Here is a 17415-nt window from a genome sequence, read left to right as displayed (position 1 = left end):
GAGCCTGTAACAGATTCTGTGTAACTGCCATTTAGTTAATGTGTCTTTCGAGGCGTTCCTCGAACTCGATAATAAAACGACTCATAGCCTGACGCCAGTTTTGAATGGGCATTGTCCATTTTTTGCTGGCATCTTGAATCGCTAAGTAAACCATCTTTCTTGCTGCATCGTCACTGGGGAAGATTTTCCGCTTTTTGATAGCCTTTCTGATGACACTGTTGAGCGACTCAATGGCGTTGGTGGTGTAAATCGCTTTACGGATATCTTCAGGGTAACTGAACAACGTATTAAGGTTCTGCCAGTGGTTACGCCATGATTTAGAGATTTGTGGGTACTGGCCATCCCAGATTTCACTGAAGCGTTCCAGTTCGAGCAAGGCTTCGTCTTCAGTCGCTGAGCGGTAAACCCGCTTTAAATCCGTCGTGACGGCCTTGTAGTCTTTCCATGATACGTATTTGAGTGAGTTGCGCACCATGTGCACGATACATAGCTGGATGTGTGTCTGAGGGAAAACGGTGTTGATAGCATCAGGGAAGCCTTTCAGGCCATCCACACAGGCGATAAGAATATCTTCGACGCCACGCTGCTGAAGCTCAGTCAGCACACTCAACCAGAACTTAGCGCCTTCATTCTCAGCAATCCACATCCCCATCAGTTCTTTGTGACCTTCGGTGTTGATACCCAGAGCCAGGAAGATAGATTTATTGATGACCCGTTTATCCTGACGAATCTTCACTACGATGCAGTCCAGGTAAACAATCGGGTAGACGGCATCTAAAGGGCGAGATTGCCATTCAATCACCTGCTCAATAACGGCATTGGTGACACGAGAAACGAGCGTGGGCGATATCTCTGCGCCATACCATTCCTCAAAGGCATTGACGATGTCACGGGTGCTCATGCCCTGTGAATACAGCCAGAGGATTTTATCGTCCATGGAGGTGAAACGGGTTTGGTGCTTTTTGACAAGTTTGGGTTCAAAGGAGCCTTCACGGTCGCGAGGCGTATCGAGTTTAAACTCGCCGTCTTCGGTTTTGACCCGTTTACTGCTCTTGCCGTTACGGGTATTGGTAGACGTGGACTGTTGGTGTTTCTCGTAGCCAAGATGCTCATCCATCTCCGCGTTCAATGCCGCTTCAACAGTAATTTTCTTCAGCATCTGGCTAAACTCGTTCAAGTCCTCAGGTGTTTTAATCCCTTTGGCTGCTTCCCTTGCGAAAGCTTCAAGCTCTTTCTTATTCATGTTCATCTGCCTATCCTTAACTCTTAATAGAGTATGTTGAGATAGGCAGTTACACAAAATTAGTTACAGTCTCGTATATTAGGAGTCTTAGCGTTAATTAAGTTTTTTAAGATTTATTATTCTCTGTATTTAGTAAATAAAAACAAAAATGAAACTAAAGCGAATATGTTCAAAGAACTGTTACTTAATAGTGCATTTGAAATCCTGTTCTTCATTGTAATCGTAGCGTTCGTGTTAGTCGCATTATTTTACAAACCAGAGGTTTCATTTGTCGGTTATTAAACTCAAGTTGTTTGGTGCAAAGTCAGCTAACAAAAAAATCATGTCGCCCGCAGGCGGGCTGGGACACAAACAGGCAGGCGGCTTCGCCATAGTAGCCTGCCTGTTTGTGCCCCATATTTAGGTGTTAAACCCTTTAGTCAGCATCCAGCCTTTTTAACGCTTTTTTGTAAGCTTCATTTCTTTCACGTTTACCGACTGCAAGTACTGTGACAATCACAATGTCATCGCGGACTTGGTATACAAGTCTATAGCCGGATTGTCTCAACTTGATTTTGTATACATTTTCCGCGCCCATCACTCTGTCTGGCGCAACATGTGGTGCATCAAGTCTTTCAGACAGCTTTTTCTTAAACTGCTCTTTTAAAGTACTACCGAGCTTGCTCCATTCTTTAAGCGCGCTTTTCTTAAATTCTAGCTTATAGGTCATCTAAACTTACCGAAACGCTTTCTTCACTATTTCTTTCTTGAACTAGATGAAGCAGTTCCAGATCTTCTAGGCGATCCATCATTTTTTCATAAATTTCAGCAGGTACACAGTAGAAAGCTGGTTCATTTCTATTTAGTATGGCTACAGGATCACCGTATGCGCTGCCCGCAACTTTCATGGGGTTCGCTTTGAGCTCAGTAATGCTTGCAGCTACTTCAGCTAAAACTCTAGTTGTCATAAAGGTCTCCAAATAGGTCTTTAATTAGGTCATTTTAGGCTAAGTTGTTAGGTTTAACAATCACATTAAGTCGGTCGCAAGCTCCCTGGGACAGTAACACATGGGCTCTGTCGCTTCGCTCGGATTTTAGCCCATTTGTTACTGCCCCTTATGTGGGTGTTAGGTGCCACAGTGATCACATGGCTGGCAAGGAATTTTAGTTTATTAATCGGGGGCGTCATCCTGCTGCCTCTAACCTTGTTTATAAGCCTAATGTCTCTCGCATTTGGGGCAGGCTTCACTAATGATCCGACAGTTTCTAGCATTAAAATAGTCGCTATTGCAGCATCGTATTTATTGGTATTTACATTGTCAGTTTGGCAATCAGTCCGTAGTTACAAAAATTATGGCAATTACGGCTACTGGGATTTACTCCCAATTATTTACTTTTCGTTGGGTGTATTAGTAATGTTTATCCAAGGTAGTATTAAGCATGTCACCTAACAAAAAAATTATGTCGCCCGCAGGCGGGCTGGGACACAAACAGGCAGGCGGCTTCGCTATTGTAGCCTGCCTGTTTGTGCCCCATATTTAAAAGTTAGCTACCAGAGGGAAAATGGAAGTATTACCCAAATTTTTCGCAGACAAATTCAGACAACATCAGCGGTACGCCTTTTTTAAGTTGTTCGCTTTGCTAATTATTACGATGGTCTGTTCAACAGTTGCGAGGGGAGCATCACAGTTATTGGGCGAAGTGATCTTTTTTGTGGGGTGTTCCTTAACTCTAGTTTTCTTATTGGGCTTCACTGCAGCTAAGCATTACTCAGCAGGTGAAATCGGAATTAGTACCAATCAGGTCTTGCTTCAAATATACGCCAGCAATTTTTACGTAAAACTGCAAAAAATATGGCAGCCTGTTTCCCGTGTTTTGTTTTTATCATTTTTCCATGTTTTTTTGTTATTTGCCCTTTTAACAGCGCTTTTTCCTTTCTTCGCAAAAGTGTATGGTAGCTAACAAACAAATGTTGGGGACACAAACACGCGGGCTCTGCTTCGCAGTATAGCCCACGCGTTTGTGCCACCAAATTAGGGCGTTAAATGCCAATGGAAGCTACAAAAACAACATCATTTATAGCTGGAATATTACTAGTACTCAGCGAAGCTGTTATTGAGTTTTATTCTCTTCCAGATGGAGTTTTCGCTTTTACCTTTTTACCTTAATTTTTTTGCTGGTTATTGGTAAGCAAATTATTGGAGAGTGTCAGCGACAACTTCGAACAGAATATGATTTTGATAAAAAACCATGGTTTGAACCTGATGTATTGCGTTTTGTAGTTAATGCCTTTGTGCGTATGTTATTCTTTTTATTGGGTTTTGTATCTGCGGCAGAATCGATGAAGTTGGTGATTGGCATTTAACAAACGCATTAACCACTAGCTGCGCTCGCTAGGGACAAAAACACGTAGGCTCCCTGCGCTTTGCTTGGTATTGTAGCCTACGTGTTTTTGCCCGTTATGCGGGCGTTATGCATTTCGTTGGATTCAACATGTGGTTAGAGTATTTACATTCAAGTGAAACCTTAGAGAGAATTTTTGAAGGCGCAAAATTCGGAGATACGATTAACCTTCGTAAGGTTTCATTTGAAGAAAAAGATATCAAGTTAGAATTTGATCTACTTGAGTGGCCAGCCAATCCACCTAAGAAATGGATCGAACAAAATTTCAATACCATTCAGGTTAAAATAGTTCTCGGAGCGTGCGATGAGATTGTTTTAAAGGATTGGACTATTGAAAATGTGGGAGAATTTCGAGTGAAAAAACTCCCGGGAGACAATGCCGAACTTTATTCCTTTAAGTTTGTTTCGAAAGCTGGAGCCTATATAAGCTGTATCTGTGATGTTGTATTTTTTTCAAAAGTTTCAGCATATAAAAATGCATAACAAACCGCTGTAGCCGGTCGCAAGCTCCTTGGGACAATAACACGTGGGCCCAGTCGCTTCGCTCCAAATTTTAGCCTACGTGTTATTGCCCCTAAGCGGGGTGTTATGTGACAGGAGAGAAATCGTAGATCTATGGCTTTAAGTGAATTCGAAATAAAGAAAGTTGAGAAAGCTGGGAACGCATTCTTAGAAAAGCGAAGACCACCTGTTCACATTCGCAAGCAATTAGATCTTAATTGGCGTTTAGAAAACCAGTCAGTGTATATATACGAAACGCGGCCTGTCTGGAATAACCCTTCTGAGTATCAAGATCTGGATATTGCCAAAACCACGTTTATTCGCACTCAAGGGAAATGGAAGATATTCTGGATGCGCCAAGATTTAAAATGGCATGGATACGAACCCAACTTGCATGTTAAAAGCATCGAAGAATTCTTTTCAGTTGTAGATCAGGATCAGTACGCTTGTTTTTTCGGGTAAGTCACATAACAATCAAATGTTGGGGACACAAACGCGCGGGCTGTTTCGCAGTATAGCCCACGCGTTTTTGCCACCAAATTAGGGCGTTATACGCAATTGGGTCAGAATAACTTTTTAACATCGCGATAAAAATTTTCATGAGAGCCAAGTGCAATTAATTCGAGTATTACAGTGCCATCCTCGTAGCTGTAACCAAGTAAAGTTAACTGCTTGACCATCTTGAACTTGTACACGCGAAGAAAGGCCAGGTCGCCTTTTTTCTGCTCTCCTAGAAGAGGATCGTCCATTAATTCCTTTACGGCCTTATCCAAGTCTTTTTTCTGATTCTGATGTAACTTCTTTACTGCTCTCTTAAAATTAGCTGTCTGTAAAACACTGGTTATCTTAGCCAAAATCGTAAGGCTCCAATTTTCCGGCCTCTTTTTCAGCTTTGGCAATAATTGCCTGTTTCACGAATTCGTACGGCAAATCAGGGTTATCTTCCATCATTTCACCAATCTTTGCCCAATGCTCAATCTGTTTTGGCATAGTTCGGTTTAGTGCTTTGCCCATAATGGTCGCCTTTTCAACTAGATCCTGGTCTAGTCTTACGCTTGCGGTTGCCATAATATGTCTCCTATTGGTTTGCCATTGAATTGTAGCAATCCGCTACATATGTAGCAAGTTGCGTATAATAAACGCATTAATTCGTTCCCTGCGGCCACTGGGACAAAAACGTGGTGCGGCTTCGCTATTCTCGCACCACGCTTTTGCCCCTTATCCGGGTGTTAGGCGTTAAGTTGCACCGCGTTGCGCAATGCGCTGCACTTCTTCAATGATTAAGTCATTTAAACATAAGGGCCTGAAGCTGTTTTTCGAAAAAGGGAAAACTTCAGGCATACAGACTAAGCACGCGAAAAAACTTCGCATGCAGTTAGCTGCTATGCATACCGCACAAGATATCGATGACATTAATTTGCCCGGTTTCTCTCTTCACCAACTCGAAGGAGGAAGATCTAATATTTGGTCGATATCAGTCAACGGCAATTGGAGAGTAACTTTCGAGTTCACGGATGGTAATGCTTACATCTTAAATTACGAGGATTATCACTAATGAATATGCATAACCCACCACATCCTGGTGAATTTATTGAATCTATTTACATGGAGCCACACGGCATCAGTTGCAGGACACTTGCTACCCATCTTGGTGTTGCCGCTTCAACACTAAATCGTGTCGTTAAGGGAAAAAGTGCAGTGTCACCAGAAATGGCATTAAGGCTATCAAAGGTATTAGGCCGCAGCCCGGAAAGTTGGCTTAGCATGCAAGACAATTACGAGCTTTGGCAGGCAAAGCAGAACATCAATTTGGATAACGTGCAGCCAATAGATCTGCATGCCGCCAAATTAGGGCGTTATACCTCAGCGAGTTAACATGGAACATTTGGTGCTCTCTTTAATTTTTGTGATTGGATTCTGTTCAGTGTTTTATTTCGCGAATAGGAGCTGCGGTTGGCATGAATTAGCTAAGGCTTATGCAACTGAAAAGGAGTTTGATGGCAAAAAGACCAGTGGCGTATCTGCTTGTTTCGGAGAGCACAGTTACTACAACGGAATATTAGTGTTGGGAAAAGATAACGATCACTTATATTTGTCTCAGTTGTTCTTCTTCAAGATATTTTGCACAGACCTGCTAATACCGTTGGAAAATGTAAGTGTTTCTAAAGCTTCATTTTTTAAAATTTTTAGAGTAAAAATAGCCATAAGAACTCATCCAGACATTTTCTTTAGAATATCTATATCAACAGCTAGGAAGTTAGGAATTGAGGTATAACAAAGCGCTAAACACGTTCCCTTCGGTCACTGGGACACAAACACACGGCGGCTTAGCCATTCTCGCCGCATGTTTGCGCCCGTTAGCTTAGCGTTAGCCTTCTAAATTGATGATTCGAAATTTTCTTTTCTTTTTGGCATTGATACCAATGAATTTATGTTTGATTGGTAGCTTATTTATGCTCATAGGGCTTAGTCCCAAACTGTTTGGGGACGGTAGCGTCCCCGAAATGTTTATGGGACTGTCTTACTTACTTGTATTTGCCGTATTTTCAATTATTTCCTTAAACTGTTGTATATTCGTGTCTACAGAATTTTTTAAAAAAATAGTTTGTTAAAATATCTAATCATATTGGGCGTTCTTGTCGGTCTACTCTTAGTTGCCTTACTATCTGTATCTAGGAATTTCGGTGAGTATTCAAATGTTCCTGCATTATTGTTTTTTATATATGAACTTCCAGCATTGATAGGTTGTTATGGACTATATAGGCTTTTTAAAATCAAAAGCTAACAAGGCACTTAAGGCGCTACTTATAAGCCTCTTTATTATGTATTCTGTATCTCTATGTTTAGCTGCCTTATTTGTAAAACTAACTCAAAATATAAAATCAAAAACTCGCAATATAATGGCATCCATTACTTCAATAATTGCAGGGGTTGTTTGGCCGTTTTTTGCTCTGGTAACTGTTTGCACTGTAGGCTTAGATTGTATTTAGGGGGCCACAGAAAAAGGGTGTTTTAGCACGCACCTAACAAAAAAATTATGTGGGGCACAAACACGCAGTCTCTGCTTCGCAGTTTAGCCTACGAGCAGCTGCCCTTTATGCGGGGCGTTATGCGCCGAAGCGTAAAGGATTTACATCCATACTTTTATGAAGAATTCTTATAATCAGAATTTCCTGGCTACCAGTTTGCTTGTAGAAAATAACGTGACTACCTTGCGGAAACTTTCTGTACCCGTCTAATATTTCGTCGCAGCTTTTGCCAATATCAGGATTTTCATACAGCATCCAAAATGTATCGTCGAACTGTTTTAGATATACGTTACGCTGTTCTCGGCCCCATTTCCGTTGCGTAAATAACGCAATATCTTTTAAATCGGATTTTGCGAGTACAGTTAACTTAAATGGTTTCACTCTTTTAATTCACCATCTAGTTCTGATATCAGGTGTTCAAGGTCGTATTCAGCCTCGCCGCTTTCTTCACCTGCTACAAGTAATTGACGCAAAGTGTTTAATTTGGTCTCCTGTGTTTCTAGCAAGCGAAGAGCTGAACGAATCACTTCGCTCGCTGAACCATATCGACCAGTTTGAATTTGGCTAGCAATAAAGCTATCAAAATGGTCCCCAAGGGTAATGCTGGTGTTTTTAGCCATTCGCTCTCTCCAAGTACCAATATGTACCCAATTATGGTATTTGTGCGTTGTAAGTCAATAGCGCATAACAAACGAAGAAACTCGCTCGCAAGCTCGCAGGAACAATAACTCGTAATCTCAGTCGCTTCGCTCCAATTTTAGCCTACGTGTTATTGCCCGTTTTGCGGGCGTTATGTGTTTAAAGTAGGGAAACATTTTGAAACTATTATCAGAGTACAAATTTTACGGTTTCCTTTATGGTTTAATTGCTGGATTCTTTGGCTGTCTTGTCGTGTTAACTTCGATAAGCTCATCAGATTAAGTGCCCATCACAGAAATATTAATGAATAGCTTTGGACTGGGGGGCGTCGGGTTTATAGGGTGGCTATTTTGGGGTTATCGGCTTCGGGTATGGCTTCGGGATCATATGGAACTGGCTATACAGGGGATTCAATTTCCAGTGATGATAGCGATGGAGGCGGTGGTGATTAGTCGCAACGCACATAACAAAAAAATATGGCGCCGGCTTGGCGCGGGCCGAGATACAAACAGACATGCGGCTTCGCCATTATCGCCTGTCTGTTAATGCCTTTTATTTAGGCGCTAAATGCCAATGGAAGCTACAAAGACAACATCATTGATAGCTGGTGTTACTTCGCACAGAAGACGGTGCGCAACTATCTATTTATAAAAGGCAGGTTTAGTGAACGATATAATATTTACCGCCCAAATTTGCACGCTTACTTCGATGGTTTTTGTATTCGTGACGCATTTATTTGAAGATGGAAAAATCACCCGAAATATTAAGGATAGTATTTCAGTCACGTTTTATTTATCCATACCGCTATTGATTGCTTTAGTGGGTGTTGTTCTTTTTTGTGGTGGTGATTTTGAATTGGCTGAGTCAATTTTAGGTACTGTTGCGCTGTTTGTTTTTGCGGGAATTGCGTTACTGAATATTGTTTGGAATGGTTTTATGCTTATTGATGTATTAGGCAAGAAAACCATTGGCCCGGAGCAAGGATATAGTGGCCTTATTTTATTTTTAGGTAGTATTAAAGCTGCGTTCATCGGCAGCATTGTTGGGCTGTTGGTTTGCCTGATTAATTGGGTGTTTAGTTAAGCAATAAATGCTCGTAGATAAACACTAAAGCTGCACGCTGGCATACCTGGGTAATAACTTACAGAGCCCATTGCGGGTGATATGAAAAAGATGCTTAACAAGGAGATTTAGCATAATGAAAGGGAAGTTCTTAGCCGTCGTTTTTCTATTGTTTGGTTGGCAAAATACCGCGATTGCATCCGCAACAACCACGCAGCCATCCTTATCTGAACTGGAACAAACGGTTAACCGGCTCTATTCTAAAATACGAGGCCTGGAAAGTGCTCAGGCGAACACGGATACCGAGGTTTCAAAACTTCAGGAAGCTATTAAAAGCAATGGGGTGGCCGTTGTCTTGTTTGCGTTTTTTTGTGCATGGTGGGCTAAAACAACCGGTCGCAGTGTGCTAGGGAGGTTTTTATTAGGGCTGATTTTCCATGTGTTAACAGCTATTGCGTTGTTGATTAAAAACGAACACAGAGAATAATAACCCAGGGATGAAGCATAAACCGATAGGTTGAAAATAAGCCTGCATAACTGTGTTTATTTCCGTGGTACGGACTAAAAGGATTTATATATGATGCGCTACTTACTGGTAATTGTTCCCATTATTATGGGATGTGTGGAACTCTCATCTCGCGAATCTACCGGCATGGGGTGGCTCCTTATAGGTATTGGAGTATTCTTTTTACTGGCCCGGTTCACAGGCCTGTTTAACCAGGTCCAGGCGGATAACGCTAACTTTGACTGGTTTAGCGGTTTCGTCTTTTTGTTTTTCGCTGTTATGGCTTTTAAAGAATACTCCATGGGCTATCAGCAAAACGATTTACTGCGCGGCATTGGGTTTACGTTGTTTGGTTTGAGTACCGTGGATGTGATGGTGGCGAGAGTACTCGCAAAAGCAGACTCAACCTCACTCCAGGACCTAAAGAGAGTTATTAGCACCAGGTTTCAAAATGCATTGAGATTCACCGGTCTGGGCTTTTGTGGGGCGTCTTTAGTCGTTGCCTTAAGCTGATGTTGGGAAATAAGTAAGGATACCAGGGAAGTTATATGACTAAGCAACATAAAGCCATGAACAGCAAATCTGAGGACCACCTTGAACTCATTAAAATGCAAACTGAGTTCGCTTTAATTGAGTCAATGCTGCGTTCCAAAACGCTGAGTACCATGGTGCTGGTGGGCGTCGTGTTATTTGCGGCCTTCGGCTACTTTCTTTACCGCATGGCAGGCGCATAAGCTCGTTTGCCGGTTGTGTCGCCGTTACTTTAAACATTGAATATTGATGGAAGCATAAGTGCAATGCTATCGTTATTGGTGTGAAGGACTTCACAAGTAATGGCTAAATTAATAAGGATATTTATGAAAACACTTTCTCTGTTTTTATTCTCTCTTCTCTTATTGGGATGTTCATCCACATCAGATATGTACCTGAGCCAAACGCCGGTAGAGGTAACTGACGAAAACATCAGTGATTATTGGGTACAAACGAATGAAAGGTTCAGGTTTAATTTACCGCTCCAACGTGCCATAGGTAAAAACGAAAATGGCTACGTTAAATTGCGGTTTCTGATTGACTCAAATGGTAATACCTTTAACCCGGAAGTTGTTGAATCTACTCCAGAAGGCATGTGGGATTACGCCGGGGTTAAAGCGCTGTCAAAACAAAGCTTTGTGCCGGCTGAGTCAAATCGCTCAAAGGTACCGGTTTATTTAACGCAGACAATCTACTTTGAGGGATAATTCGGGCGTTGGGCTTCATGCCCAGGGCTGGATATCTCGCGTAGTGAAGGGCTTGTATCGTTCCAGAAAAAGTTTTAGTAAACAATGGTTTTGAGCTTGTTCTGTGCTTGCCTGATGAGTTTACCCATCAAGGTATTACGCTGCACGGCTTTAAGTATCAGCGTCAGTTAGCTTTGTTACCTGAGGAAAGTTTATGAATGTTGTGAAAGTCAGTCAGCAGGATTACCCGGCGTTAATTACGTTATGGGAGGCTTCTGTGCGGGCTACTCACCATTTTTTACCCGAACCGCAAATAGCACAACTTAAACCGTTGATCCTTGAACACTACTTTGATGCTGTTGTGCTCGGTGCAATAAAACAAGGCAACGAGGTAGCCGGTTTTATTGGCGTAGCTGAAGGGAATATCGAAATGCTCTTTGTTCACCCCGATTTTTTCGGTCAGGGAGTAGGGCGTGCATTAACCCTGAATGCCATACAATACCTTGGTGCCAGCAGAGTGGATGTAAACGAACAAAATCCGCAGGCCATTGGCTTTTACGAAAAGATGGGGTTTAAGCGAACAGGTCGCTCGGCTTTGGATGGGCAGGGTAATCCGTTTCCGCTTATTCATATGGCTATTGAGGCGGCTCAATAGTAAAGCGTTTTAATTGTGTCCCGTGCTATGGTAGGTAAATTCATGGATGGCAGATTTTTACCGCCGCAGGTTTTTCTTTTTCTGACGTCATTATAAAAAGATGTTCAATATGGACGGTTTTCTCGCCTTCTTTTTTAGCGCTGTACTGGTATTCTTTGGGTTTTTAATCTGGATCATTCCTATCATTTTGATTGCCAGATCAAATCGTACTACGGGTAAAGAAAAAATTGCCTGGCTGCTGGTAGTGTTTTTTATTTCCTGGTTTGCCTGGGTGTTTTATATGTTGTTGGCGCCGTTAAAAGAAAAACCGAGGCCAGCAAATCGCCAGTATTAATTGTGCCGTTTGGCTCAGGAAAATGCCGTGGTCGTTTCAATACACAATAAGCTTATTAATACCGCTGCCCGGGAAGTATTAAAACCAATGAATATGGTGCGCAAAGGGCAGTCCAGGTTATGGCTGGATGACAATGGCTGGTGGGTGGCTATTGCCGAATTTCAGCCGTCCCAGTGGTCTAAAGGTAGCTACCTGAATGTGGCTGTTAGCTGGCAGTGGTACCCCAGAGCGGATTATGCTTTTGATCTTGCAAACCGGGAAAGTGCTTTCGTTGAGTTTGAGAATGAGGAGACCTTTATGCTGCAGGCCAGGTCGCTGGCGGAGCAGGCAAAGCAGCGGGTGCTTTATTATCGTGACGAACTCTCAAGTCCGCAACGGGCAATGCAGTTTGTGTTAGCCAATACCGCAGGCGGTAGCCAGCACATCTGGGCAGGGCTGAATAAAGGCATGATTTGCCTGTATGCCCGGGATTTTGCCCTGGCCCGGCATTTTTTTGCAGAGGCGCTGGCCTGTAATGATGACAGAGCCTGGGCAATGGAAGTCAAAACCTTTATACAGCAACTTCTGAGTCAGACTCCGGCCGAACAGTTGATGTTTGTAAAACGGGCGGTTGCCCAGTCGCGGCAGCTCAAAAAGCGGCCCGCTATGGATATAGCTTTTGGTGAAGAGCCGGGGTAGAGGCTGCAAAAGATTAATTTTACCAGTAGAACAGGCCTGGCCATAGTTATAACTGTATTGTGTAGTGTGTCGGGGCAGGTAAGTGCCTGTTCGCTAGTGCCACTGCTAGAGGCCTTTGAAGCGAACCATACTGAAGCTATAGCCCCGGTAACGCCCAATTTTGAGGTGGCTGGTATTGAGCGGGGCAGTGACGATGGTAATTTGGGTTCCTGTTCTGATTTTGGTTTTATAACCTTTAAACTGTCGGGTAATTATCCGCCACAAGGGTATATATTCGAGCGGGTAAGCGGAGAGTTTGAAGATAGACTGTTTGAGGCGGTAGCTGTAAAACCGTCGAAGTTTGTAGATGATAACTCTTCATTTACCTTTGTATGGCTGGATGGCAGTAGCAATGAGCAAGAGCCAATTGATTTCACGGTCAGTATTGTTGCGGTTAATATGGCTGGCGAACGCAGCGAACCTCAGTACCTTAAGGTAAGGCATCCAGGTGTTGCCTCGCCATGGTGGAAGTTTTGGTAGCGCGCTGGCACTAATGTATTAATATATAAATGAAATCAGGTACAAAAAAGGAATTTGGATGCGATTAAAAATAGCAAAAACAGTGGCTGCGCTGGCAACGCTGGCCATGAGTGGCTGCGTGGTGCTGCCTGAAGATTCAGCTGATACGAGCCAGTGTTATCTCTCCAGTAACCAAAAATACCTCAAGGTAGTCGATTTAACCGATGGCGACACCAGTTTTTACGACTGGCAGGGAAAGATAATTGGCGTTATCACCATGCCCACCAGTGCGGTCATCTCCGCCAGCTATGTAGCGGTTAATAATGTGTTTAACTTCGGCGAAAAGCTGATTAAATGCGATGGTGAAGGTTCGGGCACAAAGAACCAGCAAAGTACCGAGCACTAACGGCACAGATTTTGGCTGTTTACTTTAACAGCCTGACGTATCAGGGAAGAAAGCACACATGGAACATCGCGTATTAACCCGTTCAAAACATGGCCTGGTCTCGGGTACTCTGAGAGGAATGGCCAATTACTACCACTTAAACCTTAATGGGCTGCAACTGGTGTTTTTGATTGCAGCATTTTTTGGTTTCGGATTCGTTGTTTATCTGGTGCTGTGGATGAGTATTCCTGCTTACTCAAAACGAGAAGAGCTCTTGCAGGAAGCGCAGGCCAGGTACCAGAAAACAGAAGACGGCTATTCACAACATTGACCAGATGATTAAGGCAGGAGCGTATAAATGGCGGTTTTAATTTTACTGTCGGCCGGGTTTTTTATTGTCGTATTGTCTCTTTTAGTTAAATACACGCGTGAAATGCGCGACCTGTTGCGTGAGTACAGACTTGAAATTAAAGAGCTTAATGCCAATGTTAAGACTTTAAAGCGTCGACTTAATGAGATAACAGCAGCACGGCCTGATACCGGTTGCAACGAATAAAGAGCAGATTATGAAAAGTGTATTTCGGTATTTACTGATTTTTGCGTTGCTGGTTGGTGCGCTGTCGGCTTATAGCTACGGAAATCAAACTGGTGTGTTTTTGTTTGTGCTACTGGGGTTTGTACTGGAAGCCGGTTTTTGGTTTGGGTTATTTCCTATCAAGCGGCGAAACCAGCGCTGATTGACTGGTTAATGTAACAAACACCACCACGTTAAGGATTAACCACTGTTATGCGCTTAACACAATGGATGTATACGCTGGTGCTTTTGCTACCCGCCATTTTAAGGTTAGCGGAGAAACTGCTCAGCCATACCGGTGGGTTTGCCAGTCGCTACGGGCCTCTCATGGCAATGGGCCTGCTGGCCATTGGCTATATTGCGGCTACCCGTAACTCCCCGGTGATCAACCGGGTTTTCTGGCGTGGGAGCTTTTGGCTGTTGAGTGCGTTGCTAAGCCTGGTTGGTGTATACGGCCTCAGCCTGCTGGCTTTTGCCGGCAATGTTACCGCTGGCGCTGCCTTACTGGTAGCAGCAGTTATAGCGGTACCTGCGCTTTCTTCGTTGTACCGTTACTCAAGCGTGTCGAGCTCCATCTGGGAAAATAAACCATAGGGCCTGCGAGGCTATGTAAAACCTCAGACAACAAGGATTGTTGTAATGAAAAATACTGGTTACACCTATCAGATAAAGCGTAGTGGACGCGACTTTTGCCAGCTGGAAAATAAAGGGCTGGTGTCTTATCAGGTATTTTTAAGTGAGTTAGATGCGCATCTCTGGCCGCCACAAAGCGGCGATAATCTGGCCGGTAATGAGTTTACCCTTGCCGTAAAACACCTTAGCACTCACGCCGAACTTTTTGTGTCTGTGGTGGGCAGCAGGGAGGATTTTGCCTATATGTTGGGCATGGTCAACGCACCAGCTACTTTAAACCAGCGAACGTTAAACGGCAGCGCTCAAAGGCGTGTACAGGTCTACCTTGCCGAACAGCAAAGTGAAGTCCGCCGGTTATTTTCGCTATTTTTCGATGGTGAGTGGTCGTTAATGGATGAAGCGCTCGCAGAATTGGCGCTGTTTCTTGAACCTCAGGAAGAACGGGCAGAAGGTGCCCTTGATTAACCCGTTAGGAAATGACATGAAGTTATGGAATGATTTATCGCTTGTGCAAAAAGTGGGTGTTGGCGTTGCTATTTTACTGGCGGCAATCGTGCTGCCGGAAATTGCCATTTTGATACAGTTTGGCGGGATGGAAATTGCGTTTGGCTTAATTTTAGTGGGCTTAACGCCTGCAATTAATGGGCTGAAGTTTCAGTACAAAAGAGCCAGAAATGCGCTCTGGCTCGCAGCGTTTTCGCTGCAGCAAAGCGCCTCTGCCAAACCTCCGGTTTTTGCGGTGCAGGCCACGTTTTGTGTTGCTGCGCTCTGCTTTACCGGCTCGCTGATGTTCGCGCTGAGTTTTTTTATGCCCGCTATGTTATTTAACGGCGCATTGGTGTAACCGGCTTCTACATACAGTGACAACTTATATGGAGTTAAGCGCAATCACATGCGCTGTTGTTTGCCGGACAGGGAACTTAATGACAAAGGTAAAGTCTGATTTTTGTGATCGTCATCGTAAAAAGGACTTTGCCTGTGTCACTTCCTATTTTTCTGTCTACCTGGTGCTTTTCTTCTGTAAAGGCCGTTAGCCCGACAGCTGTTTTTCCCGGGCTTGTTCAATCTGCACTTAACCGGGTGCAGCGTGTTGGCTGAACTGGTTTTGCTTCACGAGTGGCTGGGCAATACCACGCCGGCGTTGTTGCTGGCGTTGTTTGTTGAGCCACTTATGCAATTTATTGGTGGTGTCGCGCTCATCGCGATAGCTTTGTATCACTATCAACAAACCCGAAACCGCGGGGCTTTACTGATCGTAATTGCCTTATTCAGTTCGGTTATCAGCTCTGTGGCTATTGAGCTCGGGGCGGCATTTATTGATGGCGCCGGTTATGAACAGGTTGCTCTGTTATTGCAGGTAGTGGATGGCATTTTATTGGCCATCTTTATTCTGGGTTTCTACCTTATTTGCCGAAATCAGCGCACAACTGAAGAGTCGGTTACTCAGACCTCCCGCAAATCGATCTGAATTTATTTATGTCTGCTTACAATATCCTGATTGCACCACTTATCGTAAGTGGTAGGCTGCCTGAATAGTAAATTACTGAAAAGACAACGGTTACGAATATGATCACCTTGCGCTCGTTTGCGCCGGCAGATGTTCCTGAGCTGGTTAAGCTGCTTAACGATGAGGCAGTTACGCGCTTTTTATCAACCAAAATTCCGCAGCCTTACACACCAGACGATGCAACCTGGTGGGTTGAGGAAGGCAGTCTGCTGGCGGTGAACCGGGCTATTGAGGTCAACGGTAAGCTGGCGGGGTGTATCGGCGTCAATCGCGGCGAATTTGAATATGCCCGCAGTGGAGAGCTGGGATACTGGCTAGGGGCCGACTTCTGGCAACAGGGTATAGCCTCTGCTGCCGCCCGGCTGATCATTACGCAGGTGTTTGAGGATACCGATATCGAGCGGTTGTTTGCTACGGTGTTTTCTGGCAACCAGGCTTCTATGGCGCTGTTGCGCAAGGTGGGCTTTACTGAAGAAGCGGTACTACAACGCGCCATCTTTAAAAACGGACAATTTTATAACAGTCATATTTTCAGCCTGCTCAAACAGGCTTAAACGAGTATGTTTAACTGGTCGATAACTGTACAGTACGGCTGGGATTGCTTACTCTTAAGGTTTGAGTATGTCAGGTGAACCACAGGAAGGTAAATGAAACAGTCTGAACTTAAGTTGGTGCAGTCGGAGTTAAAATCTAGAGGCTATTACAGTGGCGGAGTAGATGGTTTATCCGGCCCGAAAACCCGTGCCGCAGTCCATCAGTTTCTTAGCGATAACACCGGGCAACTAAGCGTAGAGCGCTGGACCGAGTGGAACAACGCGCGTAAACGCGTGGCAGCTTTGCAGTTATTGGCGCTGCAAAATCAGCTTGACGTGGGGCCGGTAGATGGCTTGCACGGCCCGCAAACTGAGTCGGCAGCCACGTTGCTGCAGCAGTTATTAACCCAGGGGGCTATTGCCCGTCAATTCAGCGATATTACGCCTGTCAGGGAAAACCCCCATCAGTTTCCACTGGAAAATGAAGCCGCTCTGAATGCTTTTTACGGCCAGCCCGGCAGCATTGAACTGGTGCGGATAGAATGCCCCTGGCTGTTAAGGCTCGACTGGGATCTCTCTACCACCACCCGGGTAATTGCTATTCATGAAAAACTCAGTGAAAGCCTGGTAAAAGTGCTCAGTGAGGTTTACGAGCATTATGGTGATGCCGGCATCCAGCAACACGGGCTCAACCGGTATGGCGGCAGCTATAACCATCGTAAAAAGCGTGGCAGTGCTACGGCCTGGTCTACCCACGCCTGGGGGATAGCCATAGACTGGTTTCCTTCGCAGAATAAACTAAGCTGGCGCAGCGATCGCGCCAGCCTTGCCGATCCGGCACTGGATTTCTGGTGGCAAAGCTGGGAGCGAGAGGGATGGTTAAGTCTGGGCCGCAGCGAAGACAGAGACTGGATGCACGTGCAGGCGGCTAAACGATAGCTAACCTTCAGCGGTTTGGCTAAATTCTCCGGCGGATAAGTTGCTTAACAGTGCCCTGGATATGGTTTACTCCAACATAACACTAACTCACATATAAAAAC

At 44.3% G+C, this 17415-nt stretch carries 32 protein-coding genes; 25 read left to right on the top strand and 7 right to left on the bottom strand.

The annotated features are described in order from the left end of the window. Positions 1-31 precede the first annotated feature (31 nt). From D9T21_RS13560 to D9T21_RS13550, 3 genes are all read right to left on the bottom strand, one after another. Positions 32-1243, bottom strand: coding sequence for an IS256 family transposase (locus D9T21_RS13560; protein WP_123323316.1), 1212 nt, complete (start codon positions 1241-1243; stop codon positions 32-34). A 415-nt stretch (positions 1244-1658) separates the two neighbouring features. Beyond that, positions 1659-1952, bottom strand: coding sequence for a type II toxin-antitoxin system RelE family toxin (locus tag D9T21_RS13555; protein ID WP_070174547.1), 294 nt, complete (start codon positions 1950-1952; stop codon positions 1659-1661). Continuing rightward, complete coding sequence (locus D9T21_RS13550; protein ID WP_070174548.1) at positions 1942-2190, bottom strand: type II toxin-antitoxin system Phd/YefM family antitoxin; 249 nt, start codon at positions 2188-2190, stop codon at positions 1942-1944. The genes D9T21_RS13555 and D9T21_RS13550 overlap by 11 nt, the downstream gene beginning before the upstream one ends. Positions 2191-2785: 595 nt before the next feature. On the opposite strand from D9T21_RS13550, the gene D9T21_RS13545 reads away from it, so the two are divergent. The 3 genes from D9T21_RS13545 to D9T21_RS13530 all read left to right on the top strand — a co-directional run bounded on the left by D9T21_RS13545 (position 2786) and on the right by D9T21_RS13530 (position 4588). Further along, a complete protein-coding gene (locus D9T21_RS13545; protein ID WP_123325510.1) occupies positions 2786-3184 on the top strand; it encodes a hypothetical protein in 399 nt (132 codons plus the stop codon). Positions 3185-3715: 531 nt separating this feature from the next. After that, the gene (locus D9T21_RS13535; protein WP_164464687.1) at positions 3716-4108 is read left to right on the top strand and encodes an Imm50 family immunity protein; all 393 of its coding nucleotides are present in this window, start codon (positions 3716-3718) and stop codon (positions 4106-4108) included. A 132-nt stretch (positions 4109-4240) separates the two neighbouring features. Continuing rightward, positions 4241-4588, top strand: coding sequence for a DUF3024 domain-containing protein (locus D9T21_RS13530; RefSeq protein WP_123325507.1), 348 nt, complete (start codon positions 4241-4243; stop codon positions 4586-4588). Between the two features lie 101 nt (positions 4589-4689). On the opposite strand, the gene D9T21_RS13525 is transcribed toward D9T21_RS13530, so the two are convergent. Both D9T21_RS13525 and D9T21_RS13520 read right to left on the bottom strand, forming a co-directional pair. Next, a complete protein-coding gene (locus D9T21_RS13525) occupies positions 4690-4980 on the bottom strand; it encodes a type II toxin-antitoxin system RelE/ParE family toxin (protein ID WP_061997674.1) in 291 nt (96 codons plus the stop codon). Continuing rightward, positions 4973-5194, bottom strand: a complete 222-nt coding sequence (locus D9T21_RS13520; protein ID WP_070175132.1) for a TA system antitoxin ParD family protein — start codon at positions 5192-5194, stop codon at positions 4973-4975. The genes D9T21_RS13525 and D9T21_RS13520 overlap by 8 nt, the downstream gene beginning before the upstream one ends. Before the next feature lie 208 nt (positions 5195-5402). Here D9T21_RS13520 and D9T21_RS13515 point away from each other — a divergent pair, with 208 nt between their 5' ends. From D9T21_RS13515 to D9T21_RS13505, 3 genes are read left to right on the top strand one after another with little or no spacing between them, the layout of a single operon-like run. Next, a complete protein-coding gene (locus D9T21_RS13515) occupies positions 5403-5681 on the top strand; it encodes a type II toxin-antitoxin system RelE/ParE family toxin (RefSeq protein ID WP_123325506.1) in 279 nt (92 codons plus the stop codon). Then, complete coding sequence (locus tag D9T21_RS13510) at positions 5681-6001, top strand: HigA family addiction module antitoxin (RefSeq protein WP_123325505.1); 321 nt, start codon at positions 5681-5683, stop codon at positions 5999-6001. The genes D9T21_RS13515 and D9T21_RS13510 overlap by 1 nt, the downstream gene beginning before the upstream one ends. 1 nt (position 6002) lies before the next feature. After that, positions 6003-6401 carry a PH domain-containing protein gene (locus D9T21_RS13505; RefSeq protein WP_123325504.1) on the top strand — a complete coding sequence of 133 codons (399 nt, stop codon included), beginning with the start codon at positions 6003-6005 and terminating at the stop codon, positions 6399-6401. Positions 6402-7233: 832 nt separating this feature from the next. Here the strand turns inward: D9T21_RS13505 and D9T21_RS13500 are convergent. Together D9T21_RS13500 and D9T21_RS13495 are read right to left on the bottom strand one after the other, a co-directional pair. Beyond that, positions 7234-7536, bottom strand: a complete 303-nt coding sequence (locus D9T21_RS13500; protein ID WP_123325503.1) for a type II toxin-antitoxin system RelE/ParE family toxin — start codon at positions 7534-7536, stop codon at positions 7234-7236. Beyond that, positions 7533-7775 carry a type II toxin-antitoxin system ParD family antitoxin gene (locus tag D9T21_RS13495; protein WP_070175654.1) on the bottom strand — a complete coding sequence of 81 codons (243 nt, stop codon included), beginning with the start codon at positions 7773-7775 and terminating at the stop codon, positions 7533-7535. Before D9T21_RS13495 ends, D9T21_RS13500 begins: the two co-directional genes overlap by 4 nt. Positions 7776-8457: 682 nt before the next feature. Between D9T21_RS13495 and D9T21_RS13485 the strand changes: the two genes are divergently transcribed. From D9T21_RS13485 to D9T21_RS13400, 19 genes are all read left to right on the top strand, one after another. Then, complete coding sequence (locus tag D9T21_RS13485; RefSeq protein ID WP_123325501.1) at positions 8458-8877, top strand: hypothetical protein; 420 nt, start codon at positions 8458-8460, stop codon at positions 8875-8877. A gap of 115 nt (positions 8878-8992) precedes the next feature. Beyond that, positions 8993-9343 carry a hypothetical protein gene (locus D9T21_RS13480; protein ID WP_123325500.1) on the top strand — a complete coding sequence of 117 codons (351 nt, stop codon included), beginning with the start codon at positions 8993-8995 and terminating at the stop codon, positions 9341-9343. A gap of 90 nt (positions 9344-9433) precedes the next feature. Beyond that, a complete protein-coding gene (locus D9T21_RS13475; protein ID WP_123325499.1) occupies positions 9434-9874 on the top strand; it encodes a hypothetical protein in 441 nt (146 codons plus the stop codon). 35 nt (positions 9875-9909) lie between these two features. Further along, complete coding sequence (locus tag D9T21_RS13470) at positions 9910-10095, top strand: hypothetical protein (RefSeq protein WP_123325498.1); 186 nt, start codon at positions 9910-9912, stop codon at positions 10093-10095. Positions 10096-10218: 123 nt separating this feature from the next. Then, entirely contained in the window at positions 10219-10599 is a 381-nt protein-coding gene (locus D9T21_RS13465) for an energy transducer TonB (protein ID WP_123325497.1), read from the top strand. Positions 10600-10792: 193 nt separating this feature from the next. Further along, a complete protein-coding gene (locus tag D9T21_RS13460; RefSeq protein ID WP_123325496.1) occupies positions 10793-11233 on the top strand; it encodes a GNAT family N-acetyltransferase in 441 nt (146 codons plus the stop codon). Positions 11234-11342: 109 nt separating this feature from the next. Beyond that, positions 11343-11567 (top strand): PLDc N-terminal domain-containing protein, encoded by a 225-nt coding sequence (locus tag D9T21_RS13455; RefSeq protein ID WP_206427271.1) that lies wholly within the window; start codon positions 11343-11345, stop codon positions 11565-11567. 27 nt (positions 11568-11594) lie between these two features. Beyond that, positions 11595-12245 (top strand): hypothetical protein, encoded by a 651-nt coding sequence (locus D9T21_RS13450; protein ID WP_164464686.1) that lies wholly within the window; start codon positions 11595-11597, stop codon positions 12243-12245. 96 nt (positions 12246-12341) lie between these two features. After that, positions 12342-12764, top strand: a complete 423-nt coding sequence (locus D9T21_RS13445) for a hypothetical protein (RefSeq protein WP_123325494.1) — start codon at positions 12342-12344, stop codon at positions 12762-12764. A gap of 58 nt (positions 12765-12822) precedes the next feature. Continuing rightward, the gene (locus tag D9T21_RS13440; protein ID WP_123325493.1) at positions 12823-13149 is read left to right on the top strand and encodes a hypothetical protein; all 327 of its coding nucleotides are present in this window, start codon (positions 12823-12825) and stop codon (positions 13147-13149) included. A gap of 58 nt (positions 13150-13207) precedes the next feature. Continuing rightward, on the top strand, positions 13208-13459 hold the full coding sequence (locus D9T21_RS13435) for a PspC domain-containing protein (RefSeq protein WP_123325492.1): 252 nt from the start codon (positions 13208-13210) through the stop codon (positions 13457-13459). 27 nt (positions 13460-13486) lie between these two features. Next, positions 13487-13684 carry a hypothetical protein gene (locus tag D9T21_RS13430; protein ID WP_123325491.1) on the top strand — a complete coding sequence of 66 codons (198 nt, stop codon included), beginning with the start codon at positions 13487-13489 and terminating at the stop codon, positions 13682-13684. A gap of 10 nt (positions 13685-13694) precedes the next feature. Then, positions 13695-13865, top strand: a complete 171-nt coding sequence (locus tag D9T21_RS22750) for a hypothetical protein (RefSeq protein ID WP_164464685.1) — start codon at positions 13695-13697, stop codon at positions 13863-13865. Positions 13866-13915: 50 nt separating this feature from the next. Next, positions 13916-14296, top strand: a complete 381-nt coding sequence (locus D9T21_RS13425; RefSeq protein ID WP_164464684.1) for a hypothetical protein — start codon at positions 13916-13918, stop codon at positions 14294-14296. Between the two features lie 45 nt (positions 14297-14341). Then, entirely contained in the window at positions 14342-14800 is a 459-nt protein-coding gene (locus tag D9T21_RS13420; RefSeq protein ID WP_123325489.1) for a hypothetical protein, read from the top strand. A gap of 16 nt (positions 14801-14816) precedes the next feature. After that, positions 14817-15179: a hypothetical protein gene (locus tag D9T21_RS13415; protein WP_123325488.1), complete on the top strand. Its 363-nt coding sequence runs from the start codon at positions 14817-14819 to the stop codon at positions 15177-15179. Between the two features lie 246 nt (positions 15180-15425). Further along, positions 15426-15803 carry a hypothetical protein gene (locus tag D9T21_RS13410; RefSeq protein WP_164464683.1) on the top strand — a complete coding sequence of 126 codons (378 nt, stop codon included), beginning with the start codon at positions 15426-15428 and terminating at the stop codon, positions 15801-15803. Positions 15804-15901: 98 nt separating this feature from the next. Further along, positions 15902-16396: a GNAT family N-acetyltransferase gene (locus D9T21_RS13405; protein ID WP_123325486.1), complete on the top strand. Its 495-nt coding sequence runs from the start codon at positions 15902-15904 to the stop codon at positions 16394-16396. A 93-nt stretch (positions 16397-16489) separates the two neighbouring features. Beyond that, entirely contained in the window at positions 16490-17314 is an 825-nt protein-coding gene (locus D9T21_RS13400) for a M15 family metallopeptidase (RefSeq protein ID WP_123325485.1), read from the top strand. Positions 17315-17415: the final 101 nt, after the last annotated feature.

Source organism: Marisediminitalea oceani, assembly GCF_003731635.1.
Taxonomy (GTDB): Bacteria; Pseudomonadota; Gammaproteobacteria; order Enterobacterales; family Alteromonadaceae; genus Alteromonas; species Alteromonas oceani.
The sequence above is the reverse complement of the archived record's forward strand: the minus strand, read 5'-3'. Positions and strand labels throughout refer to the sequence as shown.

Bases quoted from the DNA above. Each gene is read 5' to 3' on its own strand.
- D9T21_RS13560 (WP_123323316.1), bottom strand. From the start codon at position 1,243: ATGAATAAGAAAGAGCTTGAAGCTTTCGCAAGGGAAGCAGCCAAAGGG.
- D9T21_RS13555 (WP_070174547.1), bottom strand. From the start codon at position 1,952: ATGACCTATAAGCTAGAATTTAAGAAAAGCGCGCTTAAAGAATGGAGC.
- D9T21_RS13550 (WP_070174548.1), bottom strand. From the start codon at position 2,190: ATGACAACTAGAGTTTTAGCTGAAGTAGCTGCAAGCATTACTGAGCTC.
- D9T21_RS13545 (WP_123325510.1), top strand. From the start codon at position 2,786: ATGGAAGTATTACCCAAATTTTTCGCAGACAAATTCAGACAACATCAG.
- D9T21_RS13535 (WP_164464687.1), top strand. From the start codon at position 3,716: ATGTGGTTAGAGTATTTACATTCAAGTGAAACCTTAGAGAGAATTTTT.
- D9T21_RS13530 (WP_123325507.1), top strand. From the start codon at position 4,241: ATGGCTTTAAGTGAATTCGAAATAAAGAAAGTTGAGAAAGCTGGGAAC.
- D9T21_RS13520 (WP_070175132.1), bottom strand. From the start codon at position 5,194: ATGGCAACCGCAAGCGTAAGACTAGACCAGGATCTAGTTGAAAAGGCG.
- D9T21_RS13515 (WP_123325506.1), top strand. From the start codon at position 5,403: ATGATTAAGTCATTTAAACATAAGGGCCTGAAGCTGTTTTTCGAAAAA.
- D9T21_RS13510 (WP_123325505.1), top strand. From the start codon at position 5,681: ATGAATATGCATAACCCACCACATCCTGGTGAATTTATTGAATCTATT.
- D9T21_RS13505 (WP_123325504.1), top strand. From the start codon at position 6,003: ATGGAACATTTGGTGCTCTCTTTAATTTTTGTGATTGGATTCTGTTCA.
- D9T21_RS13495 (WP_070175654.1), bottom strand. From the start codon at position 7,775: ATGGCTAAAAACACCAGCATTACCCTTGGGGACCATTTTGATAGCTTT.
- D9T21_RS13480 (WP_123325500.1), top strand. From the start codon at position 8,993: ATGAAAGGGAAGTTCTTAGCCGTCGTTTTTCTATTGTTTGGTTGGCAA.
- D9T21_RS13475 (WP_123325499.1), top strand. From the start codon at position 9,434: ATGATGCGCTACTTACTGGTAATTGTTCCCATTATTATGGGATGTGTG.
- D9T21_RS13470 (WP_123325498.1), top strand. From the start codon at position 9,910: ATGACTAAGCAACATAAAGCCATGAACAGCAAATCTGAGGACCACCTT.
- D9T21_RS13465 (WP_123325497.1), top strand. From the start codon at position 10,219: ATGAAAACACTTTCTCTGTTTTTATTCTCTCTTCTCTTATTGGGATGT.
- D9T21_RS13460 (WP_123325496.1), top strand. From the start codon at position 10,793: ATGAATGTTGTGAAAGTCAGTCAGCAGGATTACCCGGCGTTAATTACG.
- D9T21_RS13455 (WP_206427271.1), top strand. From the start codon at position 11,343: ATGGACGGTTTTCTCGCCTTCTTTTTTAGCGCTGTACTGGTATTCTTT.
- D9T21_RS13440 (WP_123325493.1), top strand. From the start codon at position 12,823: ATGCGATTAAAAATAGCAAAAACAGTGGCTGCGCTGGCAACGCTGGCC.
- D9T21_RS13435 (WP_123325492.1), top strand. From the start codon at position 13,208: ATGGAACATCGCGTATTAACCCGTTCAAAACATGGCCTGGTCTCGGGT.
- D9T21_RS13430 (WP_123325491.1), top strand. From the start codon at position 13,487: ATGGCGGTTTTAATTTTACTGTCGGCCGGGTTTTTTATTGTCGTATTG.
- D9T21_RS22750 (WP_164464685.1), top strand. From the start codon at position 13,695: ATGAAAAGTGTATTTCGGTATTTACTGATTTTTGCGTTGCTGGTTGGT.
- D9T21_RS13425 (WP_164464684.1), top strand. From the start codon at position 13,916: ATGCGCTTAACACAATGGATGTATACGCTGGTGCTTTTGCTACCCGCC.
- D9T21_RS13420 (WP_123325489.1), top strand. From the start codon at position 14,342: ATGAAAAATACTGGTTACACCTATCAGATAAAGCGTAGTGGACGCGAC.
- D9T21_RS13415 (WP_123325488.1), top strand. From the start codon at position 14,817: ATGAAGTTATGGAATGATTTATCGCTTGTGCAAAAAGTGGGTGTTGGC.
- D9T21_RS13405 (WP_123325486.1), top strand. From the start codon at position 15,902: ATGATCACCTTGCGCTCGTTTGCGCCGGCAGATGTTCCTGAGCTGGTT.
- D9T21_RS13400 (WP_123325485.1), top strand. From the start codon at position 16,490: ATGAAACAGTCTGAACTTAAGTTGGTGCAGTCGGAGTTAAAATCTAGA.